The sequence below is a fragment of the Clostridium sp. JNZ X4-2 genome (assembly GCF_054889485.1).
Genome location: NZ_CM142685.1, coordinates 2,951,404 through 2,966,336 on the forward strand (window position 1 = coordinate 2,951,404; position 14,933 = coordinate 2,966,336).

Below are 14,933 nucleotides of genomic sequence, written 5' to 3' on the forward strand. Positions count from 1 at the left end.
TTTTAAATTATTTCATATAAACATCTGTTGTAGTAATGCTTTCTTTTGTTTTTTCAAATGATTTAACTTACGTTGATGAAGGGTGATAAGGTTGTCGATATTATTGAAAAATCGTCCGATTTTCTCTTGTTCAGCCTTATCTTTTGGTATTGTTAATTCTGTTTCAAAGAAATCTGAAACGGCAATATTTAATAGGCCATGATTTCTTGCTCCCTCAGCTGCGTGTTTTGAAATCTCATGATACCAGTATGTCGTATCATAGTATTTTGTCAAGAAATCACTATTCACATCAGTTGGCTTGAAAACTATGTAAAGCGTTGATAATACACCCATATCATAACGTTCAAGACGTTTAACTGCACCCCAAGGATAACCATTTGAATATGATTTGTTATAAGCAAATTCACCATTTTTCACTAGGTAATATCCACTTACATCACGACTCGCAACAGTCTTATTAAAGAACACGTTTTGGTCAACTAATCCATCTTGTGCAGAAATTGTTAGTGGTAATGTTGACTCTAAATCTTTGTTCTTTCGAGTAACACGTTCAACAACATCTCCCAACTTACGCTGTTCCCAAGGGTCAGTAAATCCCAGAAAACGAAGTTCTGGAAAATTCTCACCTTTTTTCGGGAACATTTTTTGTAACAAACCTTTCTTCTCATCCTTCAGGTGATTTAACTTACGCTGATGAAGGGTGATAAGGTTATCTAAGTTCTGAAAAAATATCTCTATTTTACGTTGCTCTTCTTTACTGGGAAATAAAACTTGTACATTTTGTAACTTTACCATTGTTAATGCTTTTTGATTAGAACCAGCAGCACTTTCTAAAACTCGTTTCTTTCCTATACCATCACCTAGATATGTATTCAAATACTGTGAGTTAATCTTAATATCACTAAGCCAGATTAGATTTCCATCCTTAAAATAAAATGGTGTATTATCACGGATTAAATAGGAATTTCCAAGTGTCCCAACAGCAGTAATCAAAATATCTCCAATTTGAGGGACACCATATTTATCTTTTAAATTTTTATAATATTCTTCTGAGATATACAACAAATCTTCTAACTTTGAAGAACTTCCTAATTTTGAAATTTCTAAACCTCTAAAAAATGGTATTCCTGTTTCCACATAATCTTCTCTATGTACCCGCTTGCTAGAACTTAATTTTGAAATCTCTCTAAGTTTACGCTGTTCCCAAGGGTCGGTAAATCCTGGAAATCTTATTTTAGGTACATTAGCTTTATTTTTATCCATTTTATCTCCTATCTTAACTGTCAATTGATAATTAGCAGTTTAATAATTAATTTTAAAGTTTTATTAGATATAAATTAGCTTTCAGCACGCTCATCAGCCAATTCATAAATGGCTTTACGCAAACCATTACGATACTTGATTTTAGACAAAGATTGTATCTTTTCGTCATGTGCCAACGTCTTATAATCCACGCTTGCCTGGGCAATTATATTCCGGATTTGACCAGCATCATCTAAATCCTGCATACCATAACGATGATGACTAAATAATTCACGCATCTGGGCACTTGTGATAATATCTGTAATTCCCCACTTCACCCGAAAATCCAGGAACATTCTATCAAGGCTGACATTGTTGGCCGCTTGAATAATTTGCTCACTATCTCTCAATTTTACTGGATATTTAAGATTAAAGCCTTCCGGTGGAAAATGACCTCTGATAATAGCAATTGCTGCATTCATAACCTTCACAGCATAATTTCTGTCCTCCAAACCAGTGGCAAATTGATCAATTTTCTCTTTTGTAGCTTGCGCTTCCTGACTCCTGCCCTCATGCACCTGGTTTAATAATTGTTCCACCAATTCAGTTAGATAATCATAATCTATTTTCACATCCTTCACATGGGTCATTTTCAACTCAATTTGATAAAAAGGAATTTTCTTTTTCTTTGACATATACTGTTTAATCTCATTGGTTAAAGTTGTGGTAAGCATGGTTTCCTGAGCACTTGTCATTCCTAATTTTTCAACTAATTCATCAGGATTGTCGTAATTGAAACCTACTGTATTTCCATCAACTTCTTCAGGCGTATATTGTTTTAATTTAGCCATTCCAACATTATAATTGCGCAGCAAATCAAATATATAATCTTTTTGCTTCTCAGAAGATGGTAATTGTTGAAACTCATTAGTTAAGCTGTCTAATTTCTGAACAACCTCTTTAACTTCATTAAATACATCTTCAAAAGGTTTAGCGATAATACCATCTTTTTGGTTGGATTTACGCTGCTCATTTTCCGATAAAATTGCGGAATCTTTATTGGCATAAACTGCGAGAGCTTTATTCATCAGCTTCTCATTTTGAGCAGGCCAGCGATAATTTACAATACGCCCCCAGGGTTTTTCCTGCATGTCAGCAATACGGTTTGTTCTTGAATAAGCTTGAATAAGTCCTGCTCCTTTGAGTGTTCTGTCTACATAAAGTGTATTAAGTTCCGGTGCATCAAATCCAGTCAAAAGCTGATCTACCACAATCACAATATCCAGGAAATTCTTGTCGGCAGCAGTTTTTTTCAAGCGTTCAGTAACATCCTGTGTATATCCAGCTGCATCATCCATACCAAAGCTTGTACCAAATTCCTTGTTATAAGCCTTCATAGCATCATATAAACCCTGATTGGCAGCAAGCATACTGTCATTATTGGATGAGTTCTGGCTGAATGTAACTGCCACTTTCAATGTTTGCTTGCCATTCTTCTTATTCTCATCATTTACTCGCTGAAATTCATTGAAATACATCATTGCCATTGGGGTACTGGCTTTTCCGCCGCCAACATGAGTGGTAAAAAGTGCATTATATTTACCTTCATTTGAGCGATTTCGCCAGTTCTTGAAAATATCTTCAACTACTAATTTGATATGATCCGGATTTTCATCATAGAAACTTGGTTCAACTGCATCATCCATATCTTCCTGACTTAGATTATTGATCTTATCTTTAATTTGTTGTTCAGTCCACTTCGAATAGCGTTCCCGGTAGAAATTTGGCAGATATTTGGTTTTCATTTGCTCTTCATCAATGGTGGTTTCAAAATCCACTTTAAAACCTAAAACATTTCTGTCTGCAATTGCTTCACGAATAGTATAGGCATGTAACAGTGTTCCAAAAATATCTTTAGTTCGCAAACCGCTGGTAGTTTCATCGAACATGGGTGTCCCTGTATAACCAACCCAGGCGGATTTCCTGAAAGCCTTTTGTATCTTTGCAAAACTTTCGCCGCCGGTTGAACGGTGTGCTTCATCCACAATAAATACAACATTTTTATCAGGTGCTTTAAAAGATTTACGTTTCACTAAAGTATCAAGCTTTTGAACAGAAGTAACAATGATACTATTATCTTTGCTCTTTAATTTACGGCTTAAATCAGTAGTATTATCGGTATCTTGAACACTTCCAATCATATCTTCACCAGCATCCGGATCATAGGCCCTGTAATTTTCATTTGTCTGTTTTGTTAAAGCAATTCTATCCACTACAAAGACAACTTTGTCAACCTTCGGCATGCGGCTTGCAAGCCATGCTGTTTTAAAACTGGTTATAGTTTTACCAGAACCAGTGGTATGCCAAACATAACCTACTTTATTTGTACCCAGTTCAAAATCAACTTGCTTTAATTTTTCAATTACATTCTGAGTTGCATATACTTGATATGGACGCATTACTTTTAACATTTGTTTGTTTTTTGTGCCATCCAAAATCATATAATTGGTAGCCATCTGATGGGCCATTGGAATACTTAACATTGAATCGGCAAACTCTTTCCAATTACGCACAATGGTATTATCACTTTTACGCTGCCAGTTAAAAGCAAAATCCTTATTGAACTTATTGGGCGTGGTATTCGCCATATACTTCACGTTATTCGGCGTAATTGCCACCAATATCTGCAATGTGGAAAATATATCACCATATTGGTTTTCTTCGGAATACTGATGCATTTGATTCAGTGCTTCATTGACATCATGCGTATCACGTTTTTCTTCAATTTGTATAATAGGCAAACCATTAATAAGAAGTGTAGTATCAAAACGGCGATTTTGCTTCCCAGCAATAACTGCAGGGCGTTCAATTTGATTAACCACTTGATATACTGTATCCCCAGCACCAATCTGTTTTTGATCAAAAACCGTTAAAAACACGTGACGGCCGTCATCTAAATCAATTTCGATCTGCGATACACCATTAAGTCCATATAAAAATTGTCCAGCTTCATATGGTGTTTGAATATCAGATATAATCTTTTTAACTTGATTAAATTCCACAGTACTTAGTGGATGATCAAGTGTATTTTGATTGTGCCTCTCAAGAATTTCTTTGAAATTATCCCAAAGCTTTTCTGTAGTTTTAATTTTTGGTTCATACTTCCACAACTTTGTTTTCACACAGTAATCGGCAGATTTTTCACTAACCTTAAAGCCGCTGATTCCTTCCAGATGTTCAGGTTTAGTTATGGTTCCGCTGGTAATATATTGTATTAATTCAGTTTCAAATTGCTCTTCATTCATTTCTCGCTTGCCTCCTCTAACCTGGATAATATGATTTTTGTTTCAAGTTCTGCTGCCCTATTTTTAAGGGCCTGCAGCCTTAACTGATTAAAATAGACTTGTCCTATAATTTTTTGCTTATCTATGGAAGGTATTTTCGGTATTTCAAGCTCTTTAAGCTGCCTGAGAGTATATTTTAAAACTTGCGAACCTTGCAGTCCCAACACAAACTGTTTCTTGATTGTTTTGTTTTCATTAATGAGATAAACCAAAAACTTTGAATCAATGTTATGGCCAGGTAATAATTTAACGTAGTTTTGAGTATAAAGATATCCCTGGTGCTCTTTTCTTACCATGGCTGCAATTCCCGTAATTAAACTAAACACCACATCACCATGGCATAATATATTTACTTTATCATTGGTTCTGACCTGTTTGTTATCCGCATCCTTTGAAACAATACCTGCCAAATCATCCGTTAAATCTATTTGACTATAATAAGTAAAAAGCGGTGTTTTCTCATCAAACACTTCAGTAATTCTAAACTGGGCAGATCCACTTACTAATTCAACCAATTCACTCAACTTTTTCATAAAATATTGTGCCTTTCTAAAATTAACTTTATTTACTATGATGTAATCATATCATAAAAGGAATTTTACTGCAACTATAAAAATGTAATTTATTAAAATTACATTTTTATATTTCAACTGTTTTTTACTAAATACTTCCACTAAGAGTGACCACACATTAAACCCTTTTATGCACCTCTGGTGCATTTTTACTATCAAGCAGTAATTTTAATAAAATAATTCAGCCTAACCAACATATTAATCCCTTACCCTCCGTAATGCTGGCTTTCACGCTAAATTCAGACTCCCAATACTCGCCTTCACTAAGCATTCAATGCAACTATCTTCACCACACACCCCATATGCCAGTAGACAATCCTTTGATATAATTATGCAGAAATATTGACTTTTGCGTAAGGATATGCCCCCTATAACAGATGGAGCATGCTATTAACAGGATTTATACTTTTATACAATTTTCTTAATAAATTCTCATCGACAAATACACCCCAAAAATCCATACAAATATCATGACGATAAGGGTAGAAGGCATCACTATAAATTACACTCTTATCTTTCAGATGTTCATAATTGTCATTGGGGTATTTCTTGAATTGCTCCCTCAGTGCTCCCATATATAAATTGCTGATCTTATTCGTCAATTTGTCTCACCCTCAGCAAGCCACAATCTCCATAGTTTTTTCTTTTTTTAGTTAAATCACTAGCAAGATTTACAAATAGAAAACCTCCAGCATGATGTGTTAACCTATCAAGGACTATCGTCCTAAAAATTTTCCAAGTGCTAAATCTCTGATTTACCGGGTTGCACTTTTAAAAGGCAACCTGAATAGATTGCATAAAAGCAGCTATATCTTCAAAGATAAAATACATCAATAATCAGAGACCACTTTTGTCATCCTGAAGTTTGTTAGGGATACTTTTTACATTACTAAATGTGATTTTAAGGTACCTAAATTGTATAAGCTAATCACAAATATTTTTTCTAAATAATTTCTTTCTTAAACATTTATTGCCTCCATAAATACCTTATTTAACAATTATATGTACATTATCTGAATTTCTCCTTAAAACTTAATTTTCCTGATTATTTCTGATGTCCTCTTCATATTTATCTATCAACAATTCCTGATAAGCTGCACATTTGCAGTTTTCTATAGCTTCACATATTTTCATAAGCTCAGCACTTTTTACACTTTGAAGTTTTTTTATTCTGGTTTCGGTAAGTACCACCTTTGAAACTATATCCTGGTAATCCCCTACACCATATCTCCACAATATAAGTTTTTGTCCATATCGAAACTTCAATTTATCTGCCATCACTATTCCCTCTGGATCCATATCTCCTGAGTAATATATATGTGCACCATTTTCAACTAATTTGTCCATTAAAACGAGAGATGCCAGCTTAAAGTTTCCAAAACTGCATATAAGGGACGGCTTGATTTTCAGGGTTCTGTAAAGTATTTCACTGAATACGGTAGGATTTTCAAACACATATACCTTTTTATGGGGACTTGAAATTTTACTGACTCTGCTTATATTAATCAGTGATACCTGTATGGGTTCTCCGCTGTCATAAAATCCCTTCCATCCCTGGTGGACCTGGTTTTCTTTAAAGTATGCCAGCATACCGCTGCAAAGTGTGTAATTTGAAACTTCATCCTTTATTATTCCCGCATTGTACATTGTTTCTGCAAGTTCTTCAGCATTTTTAGGATAGGCTGTCTTTATAAAAAATACTATTGCAAAGATCATAAGTTTTCCCGCATCTCTGTCCTGGTCAAAAAAATGCGGATCTTTAGTAACTTCAGATGCCAGTAGTGCCAGCCTGATAAGGTGCCTGCTGTCAAAGGACATAACAGAAAGTGCCCTGCATACGGCCTTCAAATTTCTTTTCAAAGCTTCCCTGTTCTCGTAATATTTTTTATTTATGAATCTAAAAGCACTGCTGTCACTTTCAAATACAGCTAGAAGCCACTGTTTTCCATGGGTTTCCTGTACTTCATTCAATATACCTTCATAGAACAGATGCCGGCTCTTTTTATATTCAAGTTCTTCATCTTTCCTTGAACAAAGCTTGTGTCCCAGTAATTCTTCCAGTACAGTCTTGAAATCAACACCTGAAAATTTTGTAGAATCCAGTTTCTTTACAAAGTCGCCCACTTTTATGGAAACAGATTTCTTGTAATAATTTTTACCGAAAAATCCTGTAAGTGCATCTTTCTCACATTCACTTAAATTGTTTAATTGTATCCTGCCTCCCAGGGTTCCAAGAGATCTGTATTTTTCATCAATCTTTTTAAAAACTCTCTTGAAGCCTTCATTCTTTCTAAAATAATCCACACATTCCTTGAACAGTTCATTATTCATAATTTATACTAAAAGCTCCTTAACCTTTCCATTCCATTTATATCTCATGACTGTAACATATTCTGCATTATCAGGTCTCAAAAGTTCACAGATTGACAAAGAAGGCACCGTATCATAGTCTCCCCACAATATCTGTGAATTTATTATATAATTTAAATCCAGTTCGTCCAAAAGCCTGAACATATCTCTTATATTCTTTTCGTCAACTCCTGCAAAAGCCTCGTCCAGAGATATTATCCTGGGACTGTCGGCTCTGGCACCTTCATATTTGGCATACACCGCTGAGAAAAGAGGTACATACATAGCCATGGCTTTTTCTCCACCGCTGAACTGATAAAAAGCATTGTTCGTAAGTTCTTTTTTATTTCCTCCTTTTTTCACATAGTACAATTTGAATTCAAACCATTTTCTATAATCCAGTATTTCTTTCATAATGCCATGGAAGGTCTGACTCTGACCTTTGTCTTCCAATATTCTGCGTGCTTCTGATATCTTTGACCTGAAGTGCCCGGAAAGTTTATTAAGATCCGATGGCTTTAAAAGATTACCATCCTGTTTTAAAAGTTCCACTAGTTCCCTGGTATCCATCTGTTCTTCTGTTTCCGCTTTTTTACTACTCCATCTAAGAGAAAAGGACAAACCACTTGACGTATTCATTGATTCCATGAGTTCATTCATCTTTTTCACCCATTTTTCACTGTGAAATATTCTGGCCCTTATTTTCTTACTTATATTGTTCACAAGTATATCTTCAAAGAGCTGTCTGTCACCTTCTTTAAGCAGCATCTCATTTTCCTTTATGCTGTCTTCTATAAAATCAACAAGTCTATAGAAATTTACATCTTTTCCTCTTACCTTTGCTGTTATATCTACCCTGCGTCTGCTTCCACTGGCATTGACCACTGCTTCCTCCGTGCTTTTAGCTTCATCAGTAAATATATATCCGGTTTTAACTGTATACTCTCTTAAATATTGATTGTTTTCCTGAAATTTTTGAAACAGCATGCTGCTGTAATCTTCTCTTACTTTTAAACTTTTATCCTCCATTACCCTATTCTTTATAATGTTATCAGCCAATTCATAGCTATTCATATCTTTTTTCTCAACTACATATCCAAGTGAAGCTTCTTCCTCAAAAGATCTCCTATATATGTCTTCAATCTTTGACATACTTTGAATTTCCTCAGAAATATCTGCAATTTTTTTATCCTGATCCTCAAATATCTTTTTTTCTCTTTCACTTTTCCTCGTGTTTTCCTTAATCTTCTCGGGAATTTCTCTTAAAAGTCTTATACATTCCTCCACCTGTATTTTTATGGCTTCATAGTCTGACAGTTCAAGTTGTTTCTGCGAATTCTCAAGATTTATGGAAGATTCCTTCAATTCCCTTTCAATTGATGATCTATCATAGATGATATCGTCTATATCCTGAAAAATATCTTCCATGCTGCTGTTGAATATTTTAAGCTTTTCTATAATCTGCAGAAACTGGCCGTGTATTTTTTCAAGCTTGAAGAGGTTCTCTCTGTAGTCATCGGCGGCTTCAAGTGCATTTTCATAATCATCCGTATTTATATTGATTCTAAATCTTAATGTAAGCTGATATACTTTTTCTTTTATACTTTTCAATTCACCATATATTTTTCTCTCCGCATCATTTTTATTTTGTACATCTTCACAAGCTTTTTTATATTTGAATTCGGCATCCTTAAGCTCATATACCGCAGCAGAAATATCCCTGCCTGAAGGAATATTGTCAAATTCCTGCTTCAGCAAGTTCAGCCTTGATTCAATTATTTTTTCATCACTGCTGTATTTTGAAATATTATCCTCTATTTCTTCAAGCTCCTCCGAAAGCCTGTTTATCATATCCTGCCTATATCTGTTTCTGGCACTTGTTCCTATAAACCTGGGCACATATAATCCTGAAATGTTTCCTTTTATCAATCCTATAGAATATTGTCCATTCCCATCAATATAGGTTTCACTGCTATTTTCATGGATAAGTATGCTTCCAAGAACCTCATTTACATCTTCAGTGTCAATTTGATCTTCATCCACAGACTCGGGTTTCAAAAATTCAAAGAGATTTCTCTCACAGGCCTTATTTTTCGGAAATATATATTTATCAGCAGTATTCAAATCAAGCTTTAAAACCTTGTCTCTGTATTTCTTGGGAATTACAAGTGCATCCAGAAGTCCCATATCCATAAGAGCTTCTTCCAGTTTTCCTCTAACCTTTTCAGAAATATCATCTTTAAAATCCACTGCCCTGTAAAATGGAATAAATGGTATGTGCATTTTCTTAAGTTTTTTTCTATTCTCAACAACCTTTTGTTCCCTTTCAGGTTCCGGGTCTTCCTTGTTTTTCCAGTTTTCTATTTCCTGTTTCTTTTCCTTCTGCAGCTCTTCTAAATTCTGTTTTTCCATTTCAATCCTGTATTTTACACTGCTTAAATCTCTTTCAAAAGCATTGTATTCATTTCTGGCTAAAGCAATTATATCATCAAAAGAGCTGGTATAGTCAAAATTATTCACTAACCTTGACATACTGTTTATGGATTCCTCTGTCAGCTTGAACTCCCTGTTGTTCTTTCTCCAGTCATATAATTTTTCAATGTACTCTTCCTGTATCTCCAGAAGAAGGTTTCTGGTCTCATCAAAAGTTTTTAACTTTTCTTCTCTCTGTTGTTTGCTTTTCTCAAGCTTCTCAAGAGCTCCGTCATATTCTTTATTTTTAGCTTCCTGCTCCTGTATTGCCTTAAATGCCTCTCTCATACCTTTTATGTATTTTTCAAGACTGCTTTCCACGTAGTTGAAGGAATATTCTTTATCCATACCCGCTTTAATTTCGTCCTCCATAAAACTCTGCTCGTCAAAATATATCTCTTCTGCCGTATCATCCATTTCAAGCAGTATCTTTTCTATTTTATCCTGCTTAAGATCCTTTTCCTCCTCCAGTTTTTTTATGCTGTTTTTTAAGGAAGCTTCATCTTTTCTCTTTTTCTCATATGCTTCATCCTTCTTTTCCTTCTGTGCACTTAAGTTTTCAATATTTCGGTTCAACTGCTCGATCCGTTCTCTTATTTTTATGCTGTCATGCTTATCAAGTTCCCTCTTCTTTTCCTCCACTGTGCTTTTCTGTATGTCAAGATTTTTTAATCTATTTTCTGCTTCCAGGTATTCCTTTCCTGATCTTTCCTTTTCGCTCTGGCAGTGTGACTTTTCAAGCTGAAGCTTTTTAAGCTGATCTCTATATTTTTTATAGAGCCTGGCTTTATCAAAAATAAAAAAACTGTTGTATTTATCAAAAGCAGATTTTATTTTATAAGCTGCCCTTCTGCCATCTTTAAGCTGTTCTAACCTGCTCTTTATATTATCCATATTTTCTATGGCTTCGGACATAGGCCTTAAATCCTCTTCTGAAAGCGGCTGAAGTGAATTTTCCATTATCTCATAGCTTACCGTAGGCTTGAAGTCCTTGGAAAGCTTTGGAGTCCTGAGCTGGACCAGAAGTTTTATAAGTTCATCATAATCATCTATACTGTTATAGCCGAAAAGGTGATTGTTTACAAGCTTCATATAATCGTGCTGACTTTCTGCAATCTGACCGCCGGAACCTATTTTGTTCTGGAGTTCCTTTGCCGTAAGGGGAAGCTTGCCCCCCGCTTTTTTGTATAGAAAAATATCCTTTCCTATTCTTCTGCCGTCATTTATGACAAACCCCCAGGATTTCAGAGCCTTTCCCCGGGAGGCTTTAAATCCCATTCCTATAGTTATGTAATTTTCCGTTTTTCTCTTTTTAAATTCCATATAGAGATATCCTATGGATTCATCCTTTCCACTGTCCTCATCCCCGAGAAGATAATTTTCTATTTTTCTGGCCTTTGATCCAAATGGATCCAGTCTCTCGGGACTTTTATTTCCATCTAAAAGAAGGGGTATGAAGCTCTGCATTGTAACTGATTTACCAGAGCCATTGGAGCCCCTTAGAAGAAGCTTCCCGTCTGAAAAATCAAATTCTTCTTCATCATAGTACCAAAAATTTAGAAGTCCTGCCCTGTTTATAATCCACTTGTTATCTTCCATATAATAATCCTCCTTATCCATCTAAAGCTTTTTATTAAAGCTTTCTGGATATGCTCCCACTATTTTTCCGCAAAGGGGAAGTATCTTTATCTCTTTTTCCTCTTCCATAACATCTATCATATTAAAATCATGCATATAATGTATTATTTCCTCACTCAGTTCACTCTGCCTAATTTCCCTGTATTCCTTACTCCACCCCATGCCGAAATTCAATTTGAGCTTTTCTACCAGACTTTCAAAATAAGCTCTTGAAATCACTGCAGTATCGTCAGTCTTAAGTGTAATTCTATTTTTATTTATTTCATCAACTATCAATCTATTGAAAAAAAGAACCACATCACTTATGGCTTTATTTCCCGGGAAGGTATCCTTGAGATTCTTTTCAGGATTTAAAACTACCATGGCGCCATTTCTATGCACGTGAATATCATAATCCAGATATTTTTCCAGATCATTTGAGAGCATGCTCCTGTAATTTTTTATATAATTGTAGTCCACATCTTCTGCACCTTCATTGTATACCACAGGTCCCATTACAAGCCTTCTGTATACCCTCTGTCTCCTTATGAATCCTTTGTCCGTACCGATATCAGTCCATTCTTCTTTTTCAATATCCCTGTAATTATCGTATTTAAGTATATTCATTGGAAAGTTTCTTACAAAATATCTTGAAAGTCCGGTACTCTCATACAGCACCTCTGCTTCCATATTGCTTGTAAATTTCTGTTCCTCACCATCATCAACTCTTATCATGTCCATGGAAGACACAAACTTAAGTACCTTTATAAGATATCTTCTATGCCTGTATAATGTCCAGTCTACCTTTTCATCACCTGTATAATTTGCCTGTATGTACTCTGTAACTTCGGATAAAACAAATTGCTCCTCCCGACCCTTGTCTTCCAGAAACATTATAATTATGCACAAAAATGCATACTCCATGACACTTCCAAAATCTTTGATCCCCATCCAGCTTTCTGCTTTTCCCGGAAACTTCTCAAGCTTTATCAGAAACGGATTTACAACAAGGTGGTAGCCAAGCTTATCAGTTATAAAATTTTTAAACCTAGGTATGCTGTCTTTTATTTTATAGTACAATTCCTTATTTTTGTCCTTGCTTATCCAATAATTCTCCAGAAGTATTTCCAATTCGCTCATCTATATATCCCCTTCAAATCGTATAATATAAGGCGGCATTACAAGTTTTCCGTCATCACAGTCCAGTGTACATCTTCTACTCACATCTTCAGGTATCTGAACCACATATTTTATCCCATCTTCAGTTTTTCCGCTGTTGTCAGAACTGTTTATTCCCTTACTGAGCCATCTGAGAAGCGTTATACGGACACTTTGTGGTATTTTGGGAAGATTAGAAAATTCTATGCATCCATTTTTTATGTAACCTTCCATTATCTTTTTCTCCTCCGCCCTTTTCTCCATAATCTTATGGAGCATGGCACTTTTCTTTTCTGCATTGCTCACTATGGGATTTCTTGAGGTTTTTTCCCTGTAGGCACGCACCCTGGGTTTAACCACCTTCACCTGGGGTTTCTCTTCGAAAATGCCGCTGTTTATACTTTCGGTACTTCTTGCTGCTGTCTTAATATGTTTCATACTGAATATTCCAAAGCTTACGGAAGAAAGTTTGTGGGCCTCCTCTATACTCCCGCACTTTAAAAACATGCTGCAGAGTTTTCTGTACTCTTCCTTCCTATTGGCAGCACTGTTCCTGCTCTCTGCTATCTGTGACGCAAATCGTGTTATTTTTCTTATTATCTCATTTGTTATATTTAAAAGCTTTTCCGCCTCACTTTCACCTCCTGCAGGTGCCAGGAACCAATTTCGGAGGCTCTCCCAGCGCCCGTAAATATTATCCTTAAGCATATCATCATTTACTTTCATATCAATTCTAGGTATTGACTTTTCATGCAAAAAAGCCTTATAAAGTACTGCATCCACCTGATCAGTTTTAAGGTTCTCAAGAATATACTCTATATGAGATGAATTATATTGAAGACTTTTTATAAAATCCCTGAGATACTCTATAAATTTATCCTTGAATATCAGAAATTGACTTGTCTTCATGAGTTCATCCGCCTTTATACCATATAAATCTCTTATGTAGTCTTGATAATTCTGATTCAATCTCTTGAAGTCATTATTCAAAGATCCCCACCAAACTCCCACTTCTTTTTCACTTTTAGACACCATTTCAGTAAGTTTTTCAATCTGTTCCTTTATTCTTTCAAGAAGAGAGGGTTCAAGGGAAGCACTTTCCACGAATAGGTTTTCAAGTCTTATAGTCAATCTTTCAATTTCCACACTGTACTCTGAAAGTTCATATCTGAATTGCTTGTTTTTAAATTCCTCCACTGTAGCAACTTTGGCGGTATCCTGAACCGCCACAAGATTTTTCCACGATATAAGCACATCCAGATCCTGGCGGCAGGTTTCCATGGTATAATCTTTAAATTCATCATGAGTTTTCAGTTCCTGGAATAACTCTTCCTTATACATCCAGTATTTCATTTTCTCATACTGAAGGTAGAAAAATCTCAATATAGTTCTGTACCTCCAGGCATTTTCCGCTGTAATATACCTCATCTCATCAATTTGTTTGGTAAGTTTATCTGTTATCTGCATGCGTCAATCACCTTTTACAAAAGTTTTTTTAATATATAACCACTTTTATTATGCTCCTGTTTCTTTGATAATTCATTTAGTGCCTTATTCAACAACTTATCTTATATTATATACTATAAAGACAAATTTTAAATCGGTAGATGTAAGAAAACCTATACAGTTCTATAAAACTAATAAGCATGCCAAAAATATTCTTTTTAAGAGTACTTCTGACATGCTTATAATGGTCTTTCAGTTCAATGTCATTTAAATATGGTGCACCACCTTGTGCGTGAGAAGCAGATGAAACTGTAACAACAGGGGGATGTCCAGTTCGATAATGTGCAGAGATACTTCCTTCCTGACATTCTGTAATCACATTTTCAACCCATGCAACATCGCGAAGAATAAAGTCAACATGATATCCATTAATAATAAGCCAGCCGCCGAGTATGACAGCTTCAATACCTGAAGTCGCTGTTAAAGCTGTTACAACTTTATCTAATATTATTTTAATTTCATTCATGTGTAGCTCTCTATCCTTTCGTTAATATGGTGCAGGTTCCGTATACATCAGCATCTTAACTATATTTTTTTAATGTTTCACCTGCAATCGCTACCTCTACTTCACTGGCAACCATGCTTCCCACTGCAACAGTCAGTGCTTTTTCTCATGCAAAGAATTCGAATGTTAATTTTAAAGTTGTAGGAGCACTAGTCGGTTCTGTCGTCT

8 protein-coding genes are annotated in these 14,933 nt (G+C 35.3%); all 8 read right to left on the reverse strand.

Features of this window, described 5'->3' with window-relative positions; translation table 11 throughout:
- Positions 1-12 precede the first annotated feature (12 nt).
- The 8 genes from ACYUJ6_RS14195 to ACYUJ6_RS14230 all read right to left on the reverse strand — a co-directional run bounded on the left by ACYUJ6_RS14195 (position 13) and on the right by ACYUJ6_RS14230 (position 14,726).
- Positions 13-1,263: a restriction endonuclease subunit S gene (locus ACYUJ6_RS14195; protein ID WP_461843360.1), complete on the reverse strand. Its 1,251-nt coding sequence runs from the start codon at positions 1,261-1,263 to the stop codon at positions 13-15.
- A gap of 74 nt (positions 1,264-1,337) precedes the next feature.
- On the reverse strand, positions 1,338-4,547 hold the full coding sequence (locus ACYUJ6_RS14200) for a type I restriction endonuclease subunit R (protein ID WP_461843361.1): 3,210 nt from the start codon (positions 4,545-4,547) through the stop codon (positions 1,338-1,340).
- Positions 4,544-5,119, reverse strand: coding sequence for a restriction endonuclease subunit S (locus tag ACYUJ6_RS14205; protein ID WP_461843362.1), 576 nt, complete (start codon positions 5,117-5,119; stop codon positions 4,544-4,546). Before ACYUJ6_RS14205 ends, ACYUJ6_RS14200 begins: the two co-directional genes overlap by 4 nt.
- Before the next feature lie 1,071 nt (positions 5,120-6,190).
- Positions 6,191-7,489, reverse strand: a complete 1,299-nt coding sequence (locus ACYUJ6_RS14210; RefSeq protein WP_461843363.1) for a TIGR02679 domain-containing protein — start codon at positions 7,487-7,489, stop codon at positions 6,191-6,193.
- Positions 7,490-7,492: 3 nt separating this feature from the next.
- Complete coding sequence (locus ACYUJ6_RS14215; RefSeq protein ID WP_461843364.1) at positions 7,493-11,578, reverse strand: TIGR02680 family protein; 4,086 nt, start codon at positions 11,576-11,578, stop codon at positions 7,493-7,495.
- A gap of 21 nt (positions 11,579-11,599) precedes the next feature.
- Entirely contained in the window at positions 11,600-12,736 is a 1,137-nt protein-coding gene (locus ACYUJ6_RS14220; protein ID WP_461843365.1) for a TIGR02678 family protein, read from the reverse strand.
- Entirely contained in the window at positions 12,737-14,221 is a 1,485-nt protein-coding gene (locus ACYUJ6_RS14225; protein ID WP_461843366.1) for a TIGR02677 family protein, read from the reverse strand.
- Between the two features lie 106 nt (positions 14,222-14,327).
- The gene (locus ACYUJ6_RS14230; protein WP_461843367.1) at positions 14,328-14,726 is read right to left on the reverse strand and encodes a hypothetical protein; all 399 of its coding nucleotides are present in this window, start codon (positions 14,724-14,726) and stop codon (positions 14,328-14,330) included.
- Between the last annotated feature and the right edge of the window lie 207 nt (positions 14,727-14,933).

Excerpts from the sequence above, each read along its gene's own strand:
- ACYUJ6_RS14215 (WP_461843364.1), bottom strand. The coding sequence starts at position 11,578 with ATGGAAGATAACAAGTGGATTATAAACAGGGCAGGACTTCTAAATTTT.
- ACYUJ6_RS14210 (WP_461843363.1), bottom strand. The coding sequence starts at position 7,489 with ATGAATAATGAACTGTTCAAGGAATGTGTGGATTATTTTAGAAAGAAT.
- ACYUJ6_RS14220 (WP_461843365.1), bottom strand. The coding sequence starts at position 12,736 with ATGAGCGAATTGGAAATACTTCTGGAGAATTATTGGATAAGCAAGGAC.
- ACYUJ6_RS14205 (WP_461843362.1), bottom strand. The coding sequence starts at position 5,119 with ATGAAAAAGTTGAGTGAATTGGTTGAATTAGTAAGTGGATCTGCCCAG.
- ACYUJ6_RS14195 (WP_461843360.1), bottom strand. The coding sequence starts at position 1,263 with ATGGATAAAAATAAAGCTAATGTACCTAAAATAAGATTTCCAGGATTT.
- ACYUJ6_RS14225 (WP_461843366.1), bottom strand. The coding sequence starts at position 14,221 with ATGCAGATAACAGATAAACTTACCAAACAAATTGATGAGATGAGGTAT.
- ACYUJ6_RS14230 (WP_461843367.1), bottom strand. The coding sequence starts at position 14,726 with ATGAATGAAATTAAAATAATATTAGATAAAGTTGTAACAGCTTTAACA.
- ACYUJ6_RS14200 (WP_461843361.1), bottom strand. The coding sequence starts at position 4,547 with ATGAATGAAGAGCAATTTGAAACTGAATTAATACAATATATTACCAGC.